This window comes from Acinetobacter sp. CAU_H_60 (assembly GCF_058599385.1).
On the sequence record NZ_CM178653.1, the window covers coordinates 1,366,775 to 1,386,538 of the forward strand.

Consider the following 19,764-nt stretch of genomic DNA (forward strand, 5'->3'; position numbering starts at 1 on the left):
AGTTTAAGGATGAGTCCAATATAGACTCGTACTGATTTTAACCATTTGCCTCAAATCCTGTCTGTGGGTTTGGGGCATTTTCATCTAGACTATATCGATGACACAATGAATTGAGTGCATAGCATGTTTGATAAAATCAGTAACTTATTTAAATCAAATAAACCTGACCCGGCTCAGCTTTTTCTGGAAGAGAATCATATCCAATATGTAGAAGGGACTGGCTATATTGTGGATGGGATTAATTTAAATCAGGAGCTGGGCGAGCGGCTGGAATACTTGTCTAACCGACGCATGAAAACTTTTGATGATTTAAAAGCGCTATATTCAACTGCAATGATCATTAATGAAAAAATTGATCTGGAAATTGCCAATCAGCGTTTTAATGCAAGATTAGGAAATACTGAAGAAAACCTGCTGCAATTTAAAATAATTGTGAAAAAGTTAAATGACTATTATCGTAACTTTTTACGCGACAAAAAATAGATGAATCATAGGCTGATTTTATCCTGTGCAGTCAATCTGTAACGACTGCATAAAAATAACGAAATAGCACCAGATCATCGTGATAGTATAAGCTTCATGTTGTTTAGACTTTAAAGCTATATACATGTTCCAACAAGAAATTTCCCAACTTAATTTACCCAAGCTCAAGGCAGGCGAGAAACGCTGGTTAGGCAATCTGCAAGGCTCGTCTACTGCATTATTGCTGAAAGAAATTATCAAGCAGCAGCAATCGCGCCTATTTGTCATTGTTGCACGTAATAACCAGCATTTGGGTCAACTGGAAAGTGAACTGGAATTTTATGGGATTAAACCGACCATATTTCCAGACTGGGAAATTTTGCCTTACGACCGTCTGTCTCCGCATCAGGACATCGTCTCTGAACGTCTGGCAATTTTATCTAATATGCCCCAAAGCGGCGTATTGTTGCTGGCAGCTTCTACATTGGCACAGCGTATTGCACCTACTTCATGGGTGCTGGGTGAACACTTCGATATTCGAGTCGGGCAAAAGCTGGATCTGGAACAGCAAAAGAAAAAACTGATTCAGGCTGGTTATCATCTGGTCGATACCGTTTATGACCATGGCGAATTTGCAGTTCGCGGTAGTATTATCGATATATATGCTTCAGGTCAGGATGCCCCGATCCGGATTGACCTGTTCGATGATGAAATTGAAACCCTGAAATTTTTTGATCCGGAAACCCAGCGAACTACGCAAACTTTAGAACAATTTACGGTATTACCTGCACAAGAATTTCCCCTTAAGGAAGGCCGTGCTACTTTCCGTGACCGTTATGCAGAATTTTTCCCGACAGCTAATCCAAAGAAAAATCCAATTTATCAGGATGTGATGGATGGCATTGCTTCACCGGGAATCGAGTTCTACCTGCCTTTATTCTTTAGTCATGAAGCGATGCAAGGGCAAAGTACCTTAATTTCGTATTTACCAAAGAATGGCATTGTCATTACAGATAGGGCGTTGGAGCAGAGTTTAGAGCAGTTCTGGCAGGATGTAACACGCCGTTATGAAGATCGCCGTCATAATATTGATCAGCCGATTCTGCCGCCTGAAACACTGTTCTGTCCGACCAATCAGCTTTTAGAACAGCTGAATCAGTTTAGTCGCATCATTGCGGCACAAGAAGCTTTTGATGAGAAAGCCGGCGTGATTAATCTGGATACCCAGTTACCACCACGGTTGCCTGTTGATCCAAAACGTGAAAAACCTTTTACCGAAGTCAAAAAATATATTGATGCGGCCAATCATCCGGTTTTACTGGTTGCTGAAAGTGCCGGTCGTCGTGAAACCTTAAAAGATGCGCTGCGCCCAAGTCTGGGCGATATTCCGACCGTAGAAAACTTTGATGCTTTTGTCGAATCTCTGCATGCGATTGCGATTACCAGTGCCCCATTGGAACGTGGTCTTGTTCTGACAAATCGGATCAGTGTGATCTCGGAAAATCAGCTTTACGAGCATCGTGTGGTCCAACGTCGTCGCAAGCGTCAGCAGGAAGTATCAGAAGAATTCCTGATCCGCAGTCTGACTGAGCTGAGCATTGGTGCACCAGTGGTACACATGGATTACGGTGTGGGACGTTATGCAGGCTTAATTACTTTAAGTATCGATGATCAGGATCATGAATTTCTGCAACTGGACTATGCTGAAGGTGCTAAAGTCTATGTGCCGGTGACTAACCTGCATCTGATCAGCCGCTATAGTGGCGGTGATCCAGATCTGGCACCGTTACATAAACTGGGTACGGATGCCTGGAATAAAGCCAAACGTAAGGCTTTGGAACAGATTCATGATGTCGCAGCCGAGTTATTACATATTCAGGCACGTCGTTCATCTAAACCGGGGATCAGTTTTGAGGTTGATCAAAGTCTTTATATGCAGTTTGCCAGCGGCTTTGCCTATGAAGAAACACCGGATCAGGCCAATGCGATCGAAGCCACGTTATATGATATGCAGCTGGCCAAACCAATGGACCGTCTGGTCTGTGGTGATGTTGGCTTTGGTAAGACCGAAGTCGCCATGCGGGCAGCCTTTGTCGCAGTACAGAATAATCGTCAAGTCGCGGTATTAGTACCCACCACTTTGCTCGCACAGCAACATTATGAATCTTTTAAAGATCGTTTTGCGGATTGGCCTGTACGCATTGAAGTACTTTCCCGTTTCGGTTCTTCTAAAGCGCATACCAAAACGATTGAGGATTTAGCGGATGGCAAAGTTGATATTGTTATCGGCACCCATAAGCTTTTACAGGAAAATGTCCAGTTCCATAATCTGGGGCTGATGATTGTTGATGAAGAACATCGTTTCGGAGTGCGTGATAAAGAACGTATTAAGGCCTTGCGTGCCGATGTGGATATGCTGACTCTTACCGCAACGCCAATTCCACGTACCTTGAATATGGCCTTTAGCGGAATGCGTGATCTGTCGATTATTGCCACGCCACCAGCACGCCGTCTGGCTGTAAAAACCTTTGTGCAGGAGCATACCAGCGATACCATTCGAGAAGCAATTCTGCGTGAATTATTGCGTGGTGGTCAGGTCTATTTTCTGCATAATGAAGTCGATACCATTGACCGAGCTGCAGAAAATATCCGGAATCTGGTGCCTGAAGCGCGTGTGATTGTGGCACATGGTCAGATGCGAGAACGCGAGCTTGAGCAGGTGATGCAACAGTTCTACCACAAAGAATACAATGTTCTGGTGTGCTCGACCATTATTGAGACCGGGATTGATGTGCCGAATGCCAATACCATTATTATTGAGCGCGCAGACAAGCTCGGTCTTGCACAGTTACACCAGTTGCGTGGCCGGGTTGGGCGTTCGCATCACCAGGCCTATGCCTATCTGTTAGTGCCATATCTAAAAGCCTTAAAAGGTGATGCAGAAAAACGGCTAGAAGCGATTCAACGTGCTTCGACTCTGGGCGCAGGCTTTATGCTGGCCACCGAAGATCTGGAAATTCGCGGTGCAGGTGAACTTTTAGGTGAGCAGCAAAGTGGTTCGATGCAGGCGATCGGTTATAGCCTGTATATGGAAATGCTGGAAAAGGCAACTAAAGCGATTCAAAAAGGTAAAACACCGAATTTTGATGCACCACTGTCTTTAACTGCAGAAATCAACCTGCATATGCCAGCCCTGATTCCGGACGATTATCTGGGTGATGTACATCAGCGGCTGCTGTTCTATAAACGCATCAGTAATACCGATACTCAGGAAAAACTCGATAATATCCGTATGGAACTGATTGACCGCTTTGGCATTCCGCCGCAACCGGTGAAACAGTTATTTGCGGTGCATCAGCTACGTCTTAAAGCCGAGCAATTAGGCATCACTAAAATTGACATTGGTGGGCAGGGCGGCCATATCGAATTTGCACCAGATACACCGGTTCAGGCCATGAGTATTATCCAGATGATGCAGAAACATCCGACCTATTTCAGAATGGAGGGTGGTCAACGTCTGAAAGTGATGGTGATGCTGGAAGACTATCAGAAACGAATCCAGTTCATCAGTGATTTATTGGATAGCCTATTAAAAGAGCTAAATTAATATTTTTAGATTTCATGGAACATGACTATTCACGCTATATTTCTTTTTTATAAATATAGTGTGAATATCAGCTTGTTTTCATATGAAATTATTTAAGCTAATAGTTTGCCGTTTTGTCCTTCACAATTCATACAAAATTGCTCTAAAGCGCCCGCTTACAATACTCAGCCGCAATTGTATATGGTAGTATTAGCCATCATTCTAATTTTGCATCATTTATAAAGATATGTTTAGTTTGCATCCACAACTTGCTCAAGATACGTTTTTTGTAGGCGACTTTCCTTTATCAACATGTCGTTTGATGAATGATATGCAATTTCCGTGGTTGATTCTGGTTCCGCGTGTACCAGGCATTACCGAATTATATGAATTGAGCCAAGCTGACCAAGAGCAGTTTTTACGTGAGTCAAGCTGGTTATCTAGCCAGTTAGCGCGTGTATTCCGTGCCGACAAAATGAATGTCGCAGCTTTGGGCAATATGGTGCCACAACTGCATTTTCACCATGTGGTTCGTTATCAAAACGATGTGGCATGGCCTAAGCCGGTATGGGGTACACCAGCAGTTCCTTATAGCAGTGAAGTATTGGCACATATGCGTCAAACCTTGATGCTGGCTTTACGCGGTCAAGGGGATATGCCATTTGACTGGCGTATGGACTAAGCGTTGACATACATTTTATGGTCCATTCAAGATTTTGGACTTTAAGAGAGTAATTGAGTGCAATTAGACGACTGGATTCATCAGGAACCGAAACAGTTTGAATATTTCCATCGGATGATGGGATATATCATGCTGTCTCTGGTTCTGATCGTCTATCACTACACGGAACCGGATACCAATTACCAGATTTTCGTTCCGTTGTTTCTGGCACTGGTCTTGGTGATCACACCGAAATTATCCCGGTGGATGATTTATAAATACGACTATAATTTAAAACGTAATTTCTTCTTTGTTCTAGATGTGATTATTGTTTCGGTTGTACTTGCAGCTGTACATCTGGATCTGGTGTTGTCCCTGCTGGCAGTGGTCACATTGCTGTATACAGCCATTAATAACAAGATTTCATTCATGATGGTGTCACTGGCTGGCCTGATTGGCACCATGATCTTTTATCTGTCTACCATTGGCATTTTTGGGTTTACCAGCTATTTCAGTCCTACCAGTACCGAACTCACCGTACTAGGTTTCATCTGTCTGATTACCTATTTTGGTGTTGGAAATTTCTATCAAAGCGGTCGTATGCAATATATGACTCAAAAGAAAAACCATTATTTTGACCAGATGAACCGTTATATGGAATTTGCCAATCAGCTCAGCCGCTATGCGCCAGTGCAGTTGTGGCAATCCATCATGAAAGGCGAGTCTGAAGCTAAGATCGAATACAAACGTAAAAAACTCACGATTTTCTTCTCAGATATTCAGGGATTTACAGAGCTTTCTGAAACTCTGATCCCAGATGACTTGGCTTTCCTGCTGAATGACTATTTAAGTCATATGACTGAAATCGCCAAGAAATATGAAGCAACAGTCGATAAGTTTATGGGTGATGCCATCCTGATCTTCTTTGGCGATCCGCATTCAGATGGTGTAGAGCAGGATGCTAAAAACTGTCTGGAAATGGCGATTTCAATGCGTCAGCAAATGAAATTGTTACGCGAGCGCTGGATTAAAATGGGTTATCCGCCATTGCATATCCGTATGGGAATTTCTACCGGTTATTGCCACGTGGGGAACTATGGTGCGAATCACCGTATGGCCTATACCATTGTTGGTCGTGATGCCAATCTGGCTGCACGCTTACAAAGCGCTGCGGAAGTTGATGAAATCCTGATTTCTGAAGATACCCATAACCTGATCAAAAATGATTATCTATGTGCACCTAAAAAGCCAATTTTCCTGAAAGGGATTAAGGCGCCGGTACGCACCTGGCAAGTGATGGAAAAATATGCCTTCCAGAAAGTTGAATATCAGCGCTGGTTTGATTATGAATATAAAGGTTTCCATTTACTGTTAAATCTGGATGAAGTGCAAAACTATGATTATCCAGAGTTGCTGCATGTGCTGGAGAAAATGATTAAACGCATTCAAACCCAACAGCAACTGACCAACTCTCAAGGAATTGTGAAATTAAAACTTGAAGATGAAGTCATTGAACCTTTGTCTGCTGAAGAAGCATTTCGAGCAGCTGAACGATCAAAAGTCATCTAATTTTTATGATTTAAATAAATGATAAAGACCATAAAAAAAACCACGCCTAAGCGTGGTTTTTTGATTGCAGAATCTTAGTGATTTTCTGAAGCATGGTTGATGGTATATTTTGGAATTTCAACTTCCAGATCTTCATCCACAATCTTCACTTGGCAAGACAGACGAGAGTCGGGTTCTAAACCCCAAGCACGATCGAGCAGATCAGCTTCGACATCATTCATGTCTTCAAGGCTGTCGAAACCGCGACGAACAATTACGTGGCAAGTGGTACATGCACATGACATATCACACGCATGTTCAATCTTGATTCCGTTTTTCAGCATGCTTTCACATAGATTGGCATCTTGTTCAACTTCAAACTCAGCGCCTTCAGGGCAAATTTGCGCATGTGGAAGAACTTTAATACGTGGCATAGTCTTTACCTTAAATTAGTTTGAGTTTGACCAATCGTCGAGTTTAGTGCCTTTAAGGGCAGCATCAATATGTTGATTCATGCGCAGAGCAGCAAATGCATCACTATGTATTTTAAGCTGTTCTACTGCAGATTCAATGGCTTTGATATCTGTACCTTGTAGCTCGGACTCAAGTCGTGCTTGCGCAGCAGTCAGTTCTGCCAATTGCTGTTCATTCATCAATTGAGCATCTACTTTCAATGCCTGAACCAGTGCTTCAAGTTCACGTTGTGCTTCCACCTTGGTTTCCTGCAAATGACGAAGATTCTTATCTTCTTCAGCAAACTGATAACCTTCTAACAGCAGACGTTCAGTATCTTCACTCGACAAGCCATAAGATGGTTTGATATCGATTTGTGCAGTCACACCTGAAGTCATTTCTTTAGCAGAAACGTTCAACAAGCCATCTGCATCCACTTGGAAAGTTACTTCAATACGTGCCTGACCTGCAGTCATTGGAGGAATACCATGCAGGACAAAACGGCCCAAGCTGCGGCAATGTTCTACCAGATCACGTTCACCTTGTACCACATGAATCAGCATAGCAGTTTGGCCATCCTGATACGTCGTAAATTCCTGGCGACGTGCGACTGGAATCGCGGTATTACGTGAAATCAGACGCTCAACCAGACCGCCCATGGTTTCCAGACCAAGAGAAAGTGGAGTCACATCTAATAATAATGATCCATCTTTGCTGTTACCAATGAGCTGATTCGCTGTAATTGAAGCACCAATCGCAACCACTTCATCCGGGTTAATGGTGCATAGAGGCTCTTGGTTAAACACATCACGTACTGCTTTTTGCACGGCGTACGAGCGGGTAGAACCACCTACAAGCACCACATTCTGAATGTCATCAAGTTCCAGCTTGGCATCACGCATGACACGCTTACATACGCTGATGGTTTTATCCAAAGCAACCTTGATGATTTCTTCAAAAGTCGGACGATCTAAAGTCAGGCTTTGGTCAAGCAGCTTTAATTCAACTGAGTCAGCATGAGATAATGTTTCTTTAGCTTTACGCGCAGCAGTAATAAAATGCGCATATTCAGCATCATCTAGGGTTTCGATATTAAGCTGTTTTTTAGCCCATTTTAAAATCAGACGATCAAGATCATCACCACCAAGAGCAGTATGGCCGCCAGTCGCCAATACTTCGAATACGCCTTGAGAGAAACGTAGAATTGAAACGTCAAAGGTACCGCCACCCAAGTCATAAATCACATAGTTGCGATCTGTGCTCAAGTTGGTTTCCTGATCCAGTCCATAAGCTACCGCAGCAGCCGTTGGTTCATTCAATAAACGCAGAACATTTAAACCAGCCAGTTGCGCAGCATCGCGTGTTGACTGACGCTGTGCTTCATCAAAGTATGCAGGAACCGTAATCACGGCACCGTTAATCTTATTTTTTAAGCTGGCTTCAGCACGTTCTTTAAGCTGCTTTAAAATTTCCGCAGAAATCTCAACTGGCGTTTTACGACCTTGTGCAGTTTCAAATGCCGGCATTTCATTCGCTTCGCCCACCAAGGCATAAGGATGCTGGAATTTAATATCTGCTTGGGAGCGCCCCATAAAACGTTTTACGGATACAATCGTATTTTTAGGATCGGTCGTAATAAAAGGTTTGGCATCATTGCCATATTCGGTGCTTTGTGCTGCATAATGAACGATAGAAGGAAGTAACACACGACCTTGTTCATCTTTGAGTACTTTGGCTTGACCTGAAAGAACCGTGGCGACCAAAGAGTGGGTGGTGCCTAAATCGATACCAATCGCAATGCGGTGTTCATGTGGTGCACTTGATTGACCTGGTTCTGCAATCTGCAAGAGAGCCATAGTGTTACATCCTTTGCACGTTAAAATTAAATAGAAAAATTAAAATTCGTCATCAAGATCAAAGCTGTCATCATCCAGGAAACGGTCTTCCGCTTTGTCGATGTCCGCCATGACTTTAACAAAGAAACGCAGTTTACGCACGGTATCGCGAGCTTCACCCCAGTCTTCATCTTCATAGTCAATTTTGAACTCACGAACCAGACCATCAATCCATTGCTGAACTTCAACTTTCAGAGAAGAAAGATCTTCAGCCGATGAAGCTTCATCTAATTGTTCGCGAATTTCCAGCGCATCCTGAAGAAATTCAAAATCGCTAATAGACTGATCCAGATGATAGTCCTGTTTTTTTAAAGACAGTAAATAAGCTGCACGGCTATCAACCGCTGATAAAGCCTTGAATGCCTGGTTGATCTCGCTTGATTTAATCAAAGCCTGATCTTTATCTTCAGCTTTATCGGGGTGATATTGTTGCTGCAACTTTAAAAACTCTGCTTTTAAAGTGGCTAAATCAATATCGAGTGCTACAGGAAGATTGAACAACTCAAAATGATTCATGGGAGATAGAGTCCGCGATTAATATGCAAAAATGATTAAGCTTGATGACAATTAAAATAACTGCCTAAATGCAATTAAAACAGTGTATTTCACACTGTTTTAATGCTGAAAAAAGAGAATTATTGTCGCAATCAGACAGTGAATGACTCACCACAACCACATTCGCCTTTTTTATTTGGGTTATTAAATTCGAAGCCTTCGTTCAAGCCGTTTTTCACGTAGTCCATTTCTAGACCTTCGAGATAAACCAGACTTTTTGGGTCTACGAAAACTTTAACACCAAACTGTTCAAAGACCTGGTCATGAGTATCGACTTCGTCGACAAACTCAAGAACATAAGCAAGACCAGAACAGCCTGAAGTTTTCACACCAACACGAATGCCTTCACCCTTACCGCGACTTTTGAGGTAATTGCTGATATGAGTTGCTGCATTTTCAGTTAAGTGGATCATGAAAACTCCGTGAATCTTTCTTCAAAAAACGAATGATTAAGCTTTAGACTTCTTGTTACGGTAGTCTTCAACAGCCGCTTTAATTGCATCTTCAGCCAGTACAGAGCAGTGCACTTTTACTGGTGGAAGAGCCAATTCATTTGCGATATCAATGTTTTTGATCGCTTGTGCTTGGTCTAAGGTTTTACCTTTTAACCATTCAGTCACTAATGAACTTGATGCAATTGCAGAACCGCAACCATAAGTTTTAAAACGTGCTTCTTCAATCACGCCTTCATCATTTACCTGGATCTGTAAACGCATTACGTCACCACAAGCAGGTGCACCGACCATACCAGTACCAACGTTTTCTGCATTTTTGTCTAAAACACCAACGTTACGTGGGTTTTCGTAATGATCAATTACTTTTTCGCTATAAGCCATGTTGCTTCTCCAAAACTCGGGGTCAGCCTTAATATAAATATGGGGATTAAAAATTTTTTATCAATGAGATAGCGGTATAAATACAGCTATCTCAGGGTCAAAAATTAGTGCTCAGCCCATTCAACTGTAGAAAGGTCGATACCTTCTTTGTACATATCCCAAAGCGGAGAAAGTTCACGTAATTTCTCAACAGCAGCTTTAGTGATATTTAAAACGTGATCGATATCTTCTTCAGTGGTGTACTTACCAAAGCTGAAGCGGATCGAACTGTGTGCAAGCTCATCAGAAAGACCTAATGCACGAAGTACATAAGATGGTTCAAGTGTTGCAGATGTACATGCTGAACCTGAAGATACCGCTGCATCTTTCAGTGCCATCATCAATGATTCACCTTCAACAAAATTGAAACTTACGTTTAAGTAGTTTGCAACGTTTTGAGTTGGGTGACCGTTCAGGAATACCTGTTCAAGACCTTGTAAGCCATTCCAAAGCTTGTCACGAAGGACACGTAAACGAGTTTGTTCAGACTGTAAATTTTTGCCTGCAAGTTCAAATGCTTCACCCATACCAACGATCTGGTGAGTCGCAAGAGTACCAGAACGCATACCACGTTCATGACCGCCACCATGCATTTGTGCTTTTAGACGTACACGTGGTGAACGACGTACGAACAGGGCACCAATACCTTTAGGGCCATAGATTTTATGTGCAGAGAAGCTCATCAAATCGACTTTCAATTGAGAAAGATCAATTTCAACTTTACCCGCAGCCTGTGCAGCATCAACGTGGAAGAAAATCTTTTTCGCACGGGTGATTTCACCAATCGCAGCAACATCAGTAGTCGTACCGATTTCGTTGTTTACCATCATTAGGGAAACAAGAATGGTGTCTGGACGGATTGCTGCTTCAACCATTTCTGGAGTAATTAAGCCAGTTTTTGGTTGCGGCTCAAGATAAGTAATCTCAAAACCTTCAGACTCAAGCTCACGACATGTATCCAAAATTGCTTTATGTTCAATTTTAGAAGTGATGATGTGTTTGCCTTTAGATGCATAGAACTGAGCCACACCTTTTAATGCAAGGTTGTCAGATTCAGTTGCACCTGAAGTCCATACGATTTCACGCGGATCAGCTTTTACTAAATTCGCCACTTGTTCACGGGCGTATTCAACTTTTTCTTCCGCTTGCCAGCCATAAGCATGTGAACGAGATGCTGCATTACCGAAGGTGCCTTCGAAAGTTAAGCATTCCATCATACGTTCTGCAACTTGAGGATCTACCGGAGTTGTTGCTGCATAGTCAAGATAAATCGGACGTTTCATGTCAAATACCTGTAACCGATAAAAGGGCTGAATCAATGTTTGCTGAATTTTGGCGTAATGACACGGTTTGCACGTTGTCACGAGCTACAAGGTCAGCAAGGGTGATTTTTGCGAGATAATCGGCAATGTGGTGGGAGAGTTCTTGCCATAAATCATGAGTCAAGCACATCGCGCCATTTTGGCAGTTGCCTTTATGGTCACAGCGAGTCGCATCAACTGTTTCGTTTACAGCTTCAATAATTGCTAACACAGTAATTTCATCTGCGCTGCGTGCTAAATGGTATCCACCATTGGCACCGCGAACACTCGAAACTAGACCATGACGTTTTAGTTTCGCAAATAACTGCTCGAGATAGGCAACAGAAATAGTTTGACGTGCTGCAATTTCAGCAAGCGTGATCGTTTGTTCAGATGGCTGCAAAGCTAAATCAAGTAGAGCAGTCACTGCGTAGCGACCGCGAGTGGTTAGGCGCATGATTCGATACACATGGTTAGACTAGATGTGTAGATTTTATGAATCCCGACTAAATTAGTCAAGTTATTTTTGTGAATGGCGAGCGTATTTAATTTTCTGAAAATGAAAGAATTACACGCTGATCCAATTATACACTAATAACGCAATCAAAAGTACTGTGATTATACTAAAGGCCATATTGATCCGCTTTTGACGGCGTTCCATACGTTTAATGCGGTTGCGATACTGTTTAACTTCAACTTGCAGGCTATTAATTTTGGAACGCTGATCTTCAATTTTCTTTAATAAAGGCGCAATACGTTTTCTTGATGAAACAATATCGGTCTCATCTGCCGGTGGTTCAGATAACCAGTGTTTCCAGTCAGACAATACTTTAGGTAAGGCAAATAAAGTCAGTAAATCACGGAACTCGTCTTTTAAAACCTGATTACCGTCAATACGCATCGCACGAATGCTTCTGCGATTGCCAAAGATAAAAATTTTAATCAGATCCATTAAAGTGGTGCGAACATCCAGATCAATAATTCTGCCTGGTGCTTTATAGTCAAATAACAGCCCGTCTTTGGTAAACTGAACATAGAAATCAAAATATGGAATATAACTATTGATTTTTATTGTAATATTCTCATCTACAAACTTCTTCGCCTGAAGAGCAACAACACGGTCATGTTTGAGAATGAACGTGAAAATTGTTTCTAAAACGATCAAAGTCATCGTAAGCAACAAATGTGGTTGATTTTGACTTTGTTGCGATTCACTCATATATACAACCAATCCTTACCTGAAAATTAAAATGAAAAAGCATCCTGCTGAGTAAAAGATTTCAGGGTTAAATCAAATTAGACTTGAAATAAAGTGCTTTGTAGAACAGTTTAGCAAATCTATCAAGCCCTAAATTTGCTATTATGCGGTGATTTTGTAGATAATTTTATGATATTTGCATAGAAAATAAGCAGGAGTCGTGTACATGGATAAAACAAAAACGACACAAGATACAGATCAGGAATTGATTGAAAAACCAGTGAAGAGTAAGTCAAAGTCTGCCTCAGAGCGACGTTCGATGCTGGACTTTCGTAAATATACCAAGCAGATCTGGTTAGCTGGCCTTGGGGCATTTTCCCGCGCAGAGGAAGAAGGCAATAAACTGTTTGACTCGCTGGTCAAGGTCGGAGAAGAGCTGGAATCCAAAACAGTCGATATTGCAGATCAAACTGTGGAAAAAGTCTCCGAGAAAGCACGCGAATCTGTGACAGATACCAAAGATAAGGTTGAAAAACTGATCGACAACTCTGTTCATCATTCCTTGAATCGTATAGGATTAGTGACATTGAAGGATGTACAACATCTGGAGCGTTTAATTCTTCAGTTGCATGCCAAGGTTGATGAATTGACCTTGCAGCAAGAAAAAATACAGAAAGAATTATCGGAAAAAATACACACAAAATGATTTTCTTCATAATTCAATGTTTTTTTCGCATATATTTTGAAAAAAAAGAGGTTTATAAGTATTGCGTTTATACCTAAAGCATTGCTATAAAGGCGTTATGGTAGTTTAAACAAATTCTTGGACCTTAAATAAACGATATTAAGAGGACGTAGTTTTCATGAATAAATCAGAATTAATTGATGCAATTGCAGAGAAAGGGGGATTATCTAAGGCTGACGCAGGTAAAGCTTTAGATGCTACAATTGCTTCTGTTACTGAAGCTTTAAAAGCGGGTGATACAGTAACTCTAGTTGGTTTCGGTACTTTCGGCGTTAAAGAGCGTGCTGCACGTACTGGCCGTAATCCACAAACTGGTGCTACTCTTGAAATTAAAGCAAGCAAAGTACCTAGCTTCAAAGCAGGTAAAGGCTTAAAAGACGCTGTTGCTTAAGCTGCTTCAATCCTAAAACGCGCCTTCTTTGGCGCGTTTTTTATTGATAGATTTAATTGTTTTGATTAACACATTCATTCAATGGGTTTTTTCGGTTAAAATCCTCTGCAAATAAAATATTGGAATACTTATGGAATCTTTTCGTAAAGTTATTAAGGGTTGGTTGGGCAAGGTCTTGCTCGTTCTGTTTTTAACCCCTTTAGCGCTTGTAGGTATTGAAGGATATTTTAGCGGCGGGAATTCTGATGCAGCAAAATCAGTCAATGGAACTGATATCTCTAAACAAGAATTAGAGTCACTGACAAAATCATTCAAACAACAATATTTAAGTTATGCCAAGGGTGATGAAACCTTATTAAATCAAAGCTTCATCGATCAAAAAGCGATGGATACCCTGGTTGCGCGTACCTTGCTCTTGCAACAGGCTGAAAAACTGGGGATTAGCCTGAGCGACCAGCAGATCGCACAAATGATTTCACAGCAGCCTTCTTTTCAGGAGAATGGCAAATTTTCTAATGCTTTATATGAAAATTACCTGAAATCAATTGGCATGACCAACAATGCTTTAGTAGAAAGTTTACGTAAAGACCATGCACTGAAAATGCTGTCTTCTACTTTTATGGATTATCCTCTGGTCAGTCCGGTTGAGATGCAGCAAATTGCAGATCTGCAAACTGAACAGCGTCATATTCATATCGCTAGCGTGAATCTGGACAGCTATAAAAAAGCAGTAAAAGTATCAGAAGCTGATATTGCAGCATATTATGAAAAGCACAAATCCCAATTCAAGCAACCAACTAGCGTTGATGTGGATTATGTGGTGATCAAGCCGAGCAATATTGATACTGCCAATGTAGCGGTCACTGATGCAGAATTGCAGGAAGCCTATAATAAATTTGTGGCTGACCAGAAGCAGAATGTAAAACCAGAGGTTAAACATATTCTGGTGACTGCTGATAGTCGTAGTGATGCTGAAGCCAAAAAACTGGCAAGCGAAATTGCAGCTAAAATCAAAGCCGGTACCACTTTTGCACAAGCAGCAGCTCAATACTCTGAGGATCCTGAATCTAAATCTAAAGGCGGTGCTATTGCTGTCTATGAAAAAGGCGTGTTCGGTACTACATTTGATCAGACTGTTGCATCTTTAAAATCTGGTCAAGTTTCAGCGCCTGTTAAAACAGATTATGGCTACCATATTATTTCAGTCCAATTGCCTGATGTAGCAGTTCCATCTTTTGAATCTCAAAAAGCACGTTTATCTGAAGAAGTATTGGCAGCGAAAAAATCTAATGCATTCTCTGATACGGTAAACAGTCTGAATGACATGGTCGTAAGTGCGGACTCGCTAGATGTTGTTGCTCAGGAAGTGAAGGGTATTCAGGTTCAGAAAGCAAATAGTGTGACACTTGCGACACGTGATCCATTGCTAAGTGATGCAGCTGTCAAAATTAAACTGTTTAATGATGACGTGAAAAATGGCGACCGTAATGCATCTTCAAGCATTCAGTTAGCCAATGGTGATGTGGCTTGGGTAAAAGTTCGCAATTATCATGCAGCGGGTGAGCAGACACTGGCAGAAGCTAAAACAGCAGTAAAAGCGAAACTGATTCAAGATAAAGCATTTGCTGCGGCTAAAGCTGAAGTTCAAACTGCATTGAATGAGTTTAAAACCAAGCCTGCAGCATCAGTTGCGAAAGGTAAACTGGTATTTGAAGATGCAGGCATCTATACACGCGCAGAAGGTCTGCTTAAGCGTGATGTACAACGTGCAGCATTTAGCGTACCAGCGCCTAAAGCAGGTCACTGGTCAGTAACGACAGCAAATATGCCAAATGAATTGGTTGTTGTGGCAGTTTCTGAAGTGAAGAAAAATCCGATCGATGTTTTAAGTGCAGAGCAACGCAGTGAGCTGGTGAAACTGTATCAACAGCTTCGTGGTCAGCAAGAATTTGATGACTATACGCGTTATTTAAAATCTCACGCTAAAATTAAATAAGATTCGCTTGTAAAAAAACCAGCCTGAGGGCTGGTTTTTTATTTTTAAAATTTATATTCGTATGAATAATAAAATTAAACATTTGATATATAATTGATTAAGGTTCTTAAGCCTATATAAATCTTTCATAAATAATAAATGAAAAGGCATATAATGAAAAAAACATCACATTTTAATCTTGTTCCGCAACATGCGCAGGCTATTAAATCACCTCAGTCTCACCCACAACCAAACAATCCGGGAAAAGGAAATGAACCTAATAAACCGGGAAAAGGTTATGGTCGTGATGAAGATGAAACGGTAATTATTCTTCAACCTTCTACGCCTGAAGTCACAGAATTTGAGGCTCAGATTATTGGTACGGCAGATCCATTTGTAACCATCATTGCTACGTATAATGACCAGCAATATCAAACCACTGCTGATGCACCAGGAAACTGGTCACTCCTTAATCCAATTTCAGGAACAGGACTTGTTACTATTGTTGCTGTAAATGCAGAAGGAATTGCATCTTCAGAAATTAGCTTGGGGAGAATTTCATTCACGAAACCCAATGTTCCTGAGGTCACAGAATTTGAAGCTCAGATAAGTGGTGTTGCAGACCCCTTCGTTACAATTGTTGTTACTCATGAGGGGCAGCAATATCAAACCACAGCTGATGCACAAGGAAACTGGTCGCTTCTTAATCCAATTTTGGGGACAGGGTCTGTCACTATTGTTGCTATAAATGCAGAGGGTATTTCTTCCCAGCAAATTGGTTTAGCACAAATTGCCCCCCCCACCTCCAAGCATACCTGTATTTTCTCAAGAGGAAGGCTATCTAGTCGGTACAGCAGATCCGCATATAACGGTGGTTGTACGGCATAATGGGATTGAATATAGTATTGAAGCTGATGCAGATGGACAATGGATGCTTCTAAATCCACTAGTGCCGGGTACTACAATGGAAGTATTTTCCCGTAATGAGTTTGGAGAAGAATCTCCATCTATCATTTCAGGTATGGCGCCACTTCCTGAAATTCCAATATTTCCAGGTTGGACACCCATTACCCCAGTGATTTTGGATCAAGGTGAATATCTATCAGGTAAAGCAACACCTTATACACAGATTATTGTGACGGCAAATGGTCATGAATATACAGCGAGTGTTGATCACGAAGGCAATTGGTCAATGCTTAATCCAATTGCACAAGGGGGAACTTTAGAGTTGTATGCAGTAAATAGTTTAGGTCTTAGATCTGAGATAATTGCATTGGCGATTCCTATGGTATTTCCTGAGCCACAACCGCCTATTGAAGAGCCGGAACAACCAATTTATATAGTGTTTGAACCTGTTGTACCAACAGTTTTAGAAAATGATGAGCAGCTTGCAGGTCAAGCGATGCCATATGGAAAAATTGTGATTTTTGCTTATGGCCTGGAATATGTTACTTATGCAAATGCAAACGGTGAATGGAGTATTGAGAATCCGATTGCTCAAGGTGGGTTTATAACTTTGTATTCGGAAAATGCTGCAGGCGACCGTAGTGATAGTATTTCTGTGGCTAAGCTTAATTTTCCAGTAATAGAAGAGCAACAGGTTTCACTTGAAGAGCTTCTTACTGTGGCAATTGAGCAGCAAGAACCAACTGAAAGCAGTGGGCAGGAAATTCCGGAAACATATATTAATTTGGCTTTATTCTTGGAAAATATTCAAACACTGCCTAGAGAGACTGTAATTAATCCTTTATTAGAAGAGCCTGCATTACTCGGTGATCAATCTGTTCAAAGCAGTCCGATCTTCTATTCAATTCAAGATTTTCAGCAATTACCACTTACTGAACAGAACTATATTATAGGCTAGTGACTCATACTGGATAAAAGAGCGAGATTTTATATCTCGCTCTTTTTAAAGTTATTCTGCTCTAAAAATTAGCTCATAACCTGTATATTTGCGGATATTAATCACGCCAGTATCCAAAATCAGATATTGGCCTTTAATCCCTTGTAGTTTGCCTCGGATCACTGGAGTTTTGTCCAGATTGTGAGATTTGATTTTCTCTGGATATTGCTCTACCGGATAGATGAACTCGCGCGGTAATTCCTTGTCCAAAACTTCAATATTTTCATTAAACTGCAAATTCTGATTAAACTCTTCACGGATAGTTTGGATTTTCGGTGCAAATTCTTCAATCAGCTGATCGCGAACTTCAATCAGATTTAACGGTTCCGCTTCGCCTTTGAGTAATTTACGCCAGTCGGTTTTATCTGCGACCTGAGTACCAAACATCACTTCCAGTTTACCGGAAAGACGGCGAGAACCCACTTTCATGATAGGAAGGGCTTGAGTTGCACCTTGATCCAGCCAACGAGTCGGCATTTGATTGATCCGGGTAATTCCGACTTTCAATGCACTAGAATTGGCTAGATAAACAATATGTGGCTGGAAGCAGACATTCTGTGCAAACTCATCTTCCCGGCAAGTGCCTAAATGATAATGGCAGGTTTCCGGTTTCATGATACACATATCACATGAAGCTTTAGTTTTAAAACATTTAAAACAGTGGCCTTGTGAGAATGATTTAGAAGTTTTTTTGCCGCAAGAAACACAATAGATATTTCCTGTCCATTCAATCTCGATTTCCTGACCTAACTGGAATGGAAGGTTAATTTCTGATCCATCTAATATTAATTTATATTCAACATTTGCCCGCTGGGTATTTTGATCAGTTACACTAAGGTCTGTAAGACCGACGTGCATTTTATGGCAAATGCCCTGAAGTTCCATAAAAAATTACTCACTTAAATCATAAGGATGCAGTCATGGCTGAACAGAATGTCATCACTTCAATGCTAGACGATTTCGCCAAAGAACAGCCAATTCATACTGCTATTTGTATCGGGCAGGATTTAACCCAATCTCAATTTCAGCAATCTATTCAATGGCACTATTTTAACGTATCTGAGGTTTTAAATCTGCCTTTTCAACAGCGTTATGACCTAGCAGTAGTGATGCTGGACACTCCTGAAACCTTAGCATTGTCAGAACAGCAGAAGAGTCAAATTCTGGTTAAAATGCGTGATTTATTTGCAAAACGTCTGGTAGTAGTGAGTCGCTTGCAGGATGAAAAACTGCTCAGGTCTCTAGGTCTGACCCAGCTGATTGACAAGACGGTTCATGGGGCGGATTTTGCACTCTGGCAATTCAATATTTTGACTTATAAACATGTGCCAGACTGGTTTAACTCTAAATTCTGGGCTAACCCTGAAAACTGGGATAAATATCGCTGGTAAAACTGGAAAGCTAGGAAGGACTTATATCAGTATTGCAAATATTAACAAAATCCTGCATGGAAAATATGAGTTCAGACTCTATTCTGTAGAGAAGGCGTATACAGGAATGAGTTATGACCAATCTTAGTAGTATTGTAGAAATGTTGGCCAAGCAAGCTTTAGGAAATAACCAAGCTCAATCCCAGCAGCGTTCATCCCAGCAAGGGGGATTGGCAGATATTCTTGGATCAGTATTGGGTCATATCAATAATGCCAATCAGCAAAACCAGAATCAAAATCAGCAGCATCAAAACTCACAACAGCAAAACAAGCAAAATGGCCTAGGTGCAATTTTAGGTGCTGTACTCAGCCAGCTCGGCGGTGGGAGTCAGTCTTCCGCTCGACCAAGTTCTGGACTAGGTGGCAGTTCAACGACAAAGACTTTATTGATTGCTGTCTTGCCATTGGTCTTGGCCTGGATTCAGAAACAGGGCGGTTTGCAAGGAGCATTGGATAAACTCAAAGGACAAGGTTTAAATAGCCAGGTTGATGACTGGGTCTCTACTGGCCCGGGTGAAAATGCCAATGTTGATCCGCAGCAGGTGCAAAACCTGTTTGATGATCAGGAAGTGGAACAGGTCGCAGAACAGACCCATGTGCCTAAGCAGGATGTCTATAGCGCCATTTCTCAGGTCTTGCCGCAGATTATTGATTCACTGACACCACAAGGTGAGCAGACCAGCAAGCAGGAAGCCAATAATGATATTCAGAATGTATTGAATATGGTCTCAGGCTTGTTTAAAAAATAAATCTATCTATCCAATAAAAAATCCCGACGTTTGGCCG

Annotated in this window: 20 protein-coding genes; 11 read left to right on the forward strand and 9 right to left on the reverse strand. The window is 41.4% G+C overall.

Annotated elements, in window-relative coordinates; translation table 11 throughout:
- The first annotated feature begins 123 nt into the window (after positions 1–123).
- The 4 genes from AC4MBN_RS06290 (at position 124) to AC4MBN_RS06305 (ending at position 6,278) form a co-directional block, all read left to right on the forward strand.
- Entirely contained in the window at positions 124–483 is a 360-nt protein-coding gene (locus AC4MBN_RS06290) for a hypothetical protein (RefSeq protein WP_284879946.1), read from the forward strand.
- A 124-nt stretch (positions 484–607) separates the two neighbouring features.
- Complete coding sequence (gene mfd, locus AC4MBN_RS06295; RefSeq protein WP_491880864.1) at positions 608–4,069, forward strand: transcription-repair coupling factor; 3,462 nt, start codon at positions 608–610, stop codon at positions 4,067–4,069.
- Positions 4,070–4,295: 226 nt separating this feature from the next.
- A complete protein-coding gene (locus tag AC4MBN_RS06300) occupies positions 4,296–4,730 on the forward strand; it encodes an HIT domain-containing protein (protein ID WP_004786072.1) in 435 nt (144 codons plus the stop codon).
- 57 nt (positions 4,731–4,787) lie between these two features.
- Complete coding sequence (locus tag AC4MBN_RS06305) at positions 4,788–6,278, forward strand: adenylate/guanylate cyclase domain-containing protein (protein WP_159122747.1); 1,491 nt, start codon at positions 4,788–4,790, stop codon at positions 6,276–6,278.
- 74 nt (positions 6,279–6,352) lie between these two features.
- Here the strand turns inward: AC4MBN_RS06305 and fdx are convergent, their stop codons facing one another.
- The 8 genes from fdx to AC4MBN_RS06345 form a co-directional block, all read right to left on the reverse strand.
- Positions 6,353–6,691 carry an ISC system 2Fe-2S type ferredoxin gene (fdx, locus tag AC4MBN_RS06310; RefSeq protein ID WP_004786069.1) on the reverse strand — a complete coding sequence of 113 codons (339 nt, stop codon included), beginning with the start codon at positions 6,689–6,691 and terminating at the stop codon, positions 6,353–6,355.
- Between the two features lie 15 nt (positions 6,692–6,706).
- Positions 6,707–8,566, reverse strand: a complete 1,860-nt coding sequence (hscA, locus tag AC4MBN_RS06315; protein WP_491880865.1) for a Fe-S protein assembly chaperone HscA — start codon at positions 8,564–8,566, stop codon at positions 6,707–6,709.
- A 39-nt stretch (positions 8,567–8,605) separates the two neighbouring features.
- A complete protein-coding gene (gene hscB, locus AC4MBN_RS06320; protein WP_004786065.1) occupies positions 8,606–9,121 on the reverse strand; it encodes a Fe-S protein assembly co-chaperone HscB in 516 nt (171 codons plus the stop codon).
- A gap of 131 nt (positions 9,122–9,252) precedes the next feature.
- Positions 9,253–9,573 carry an iron-sulfur cluster assembly protein IscA gene (iscA, locus tag AC4MBN_RS06325; protein ID WP_004786063.1) on the reverse strand — a complete coding sequence of 107 codons (321 nt, stop codon included), beginning with the start codon at positions 9,571–9,573 and terminating at the stop codon, positions 9,253–9,255.
- A 36-nt stretch (positions 9,574–9,609) separates the two neighbouring features.
- Positions 9,610–9,996 (reverse strand): Fe-S cluster assembly scaffold IscU, encoded by a 387-nt coding sequence (gene iscU, locus AC4MBN_RS06330; protein WP_004786061.1) that lies wholly within the window; start codon positions 9,994–9,996, stop codon positions 9,610–9,612.
- Positions 9,997–10,100: 104 nt separating this feature from the next.
- Positions 10,101–11,318, reverse strand: a complete 1,218-nt coding sequence (locus AC4MBN_RS06335) for an IscS subfamily cysteine desulfurase (protein ID WP_004786059.1) — start codon at positions 11,316–11,318, stop codon at positions 10,101–10,103.
- Between the two features lies 1 nt (position 11,319).
- Positions 11,320–11,793, reverse strand: a complete 474-nt coding sequence (locus AC4MBN_RS06340) for an Rrf2 family transcriptional regulator (RefSeq protein WP_004786058.1) — start codon at positions 11,791–11,793, stop codon at positions 11,320–11,322.
- A 111-nt stretch (positions 11,794–11,904) separates the two neighbouring features.
- Positions 11,905–12,555 (reverse strand): hypothetical protein, encoded by a 651-nt coding sequence (locus tag AC4MBN_RS06345; protein ID WP_416656551.1) that lies wholly within the window; start codon positions 12,553–12,555, stop codon positions 11,905–11,907.
- Between the two features lie 205 nt (positions 12,556–12,760).
- Between AC4MBN_RS06345 and AC4MBN_RS06350 the strand changes: the two genes are divergently transcribed.
- From AC4MBN_RS06350 to AC4MBN_RS06370, 5 genes are all read left to right on the forward strand, one after another.
- The gene (locus AC4MBN_RS06350; protein WP_034170344.1) at positions 12,761–13,240 is read left to right on the forward strand and encodes a phasin family protein; all 480 of its coding nucleotides are present in this window, start codon (positions 12,761–12,763) and stop codon (positions 13,238–13,240) included.
- Between the two features lie 157 nt (positions 13,241–13,397).
- Positions 13,398–13,670 (forward strand): HU family DNA-binding protein, encoded by a 273-nt coding sequence (locus AC4MBN_RS06355; protein ID WP_004786051.1) that lies wholly within the window; start codon positions 13,398–13,400, stop codon positions 13,668–13,670.
- Positions 13,671–13,800: 130 nt separating this feature from the next.
- A complete protein-coding gene (locus AC4MBN_RS06360) occupies positions 13,801–15,666 on the forward strand; it encodes a SurA N-terminal domain-containing protein (RefSeq protein WP_491880866.1) in 1,866 nt (621 codons plus the stop codon).
- A 153-nt stretch (positions 15,667–15,819) separates the two neighbouring features.
- Positions 15,820–16,533, forward strand: coding sequence for a hypothetical protein (locus tag AC4MBN_RS06365; protein ID WP_491880867.1), 714 nt, complete (start codon positions 15,820–15,822; stop codon positions 16,531–16,533).
- A complete protein-coding gene (locus AC4MBN_RS06370) occupies positions 16,517–17,509 on the forward strand; it encodes a hypothetical protein (protein ID WP_491880868.1) in 993 nt (330 codons plus the stop codon). The genes AC4MBN_RS06365 and AC4MBN_RS06370 overlap by 17 nt, the downstream gene beginning before the upstream one ends.
- 51 nt (positions 17,510–17,560) lie before the next feature.
- On the opposite strand, the gene AC4MBN_RS06375 is transcribed toward AC4MBN_RS06370, so the two are convergent.
- Positions 17,561–18,433 carry a DUF2797 domain-containing protein gene (locus AC4MBN_RS06375; protein WP_159122743.1) on the reverse strand — a complete coding sequence of 291 codons (873 nt, stop codon included), beginning with the start codon at positions 18,431–18,433 and terminating at the stop codon, positions 17,561–17,563.
- Between the two features lie 35 nt (positions 18,434–18,468).
- On the opposite strand from AC4MBN_RS06375, the gene AC4MBN_RS06380 reads away from it, so the two are divergent.
- The gene (locus tag AC4MBN_RS06380; protein ID WP_004786043.1) at positions 18,469–18,939 is read left to right on the forward strand and encodes a DUF6231 family protein; all 471 of its coding nucleotides are present in this window, start codon (positions 18,469–18,471) and stop codon (positions 18,937–18,939) included.
- Positions 18,940–19,052: 113 nt separating this feature from the next.
- Positions 19,053–19,727: a YidB family protein gene (locus AC4MBN_RS06385; protein ID WP_419365291.1), complete on the forward strand. Its 675-nt coding sequence runs from the start codon at positions 19,053–19,055 to the stop codon at positions 19,725–19,727.
- Positions 19,728–19,764: the final 37 nt, after the last annotated feature.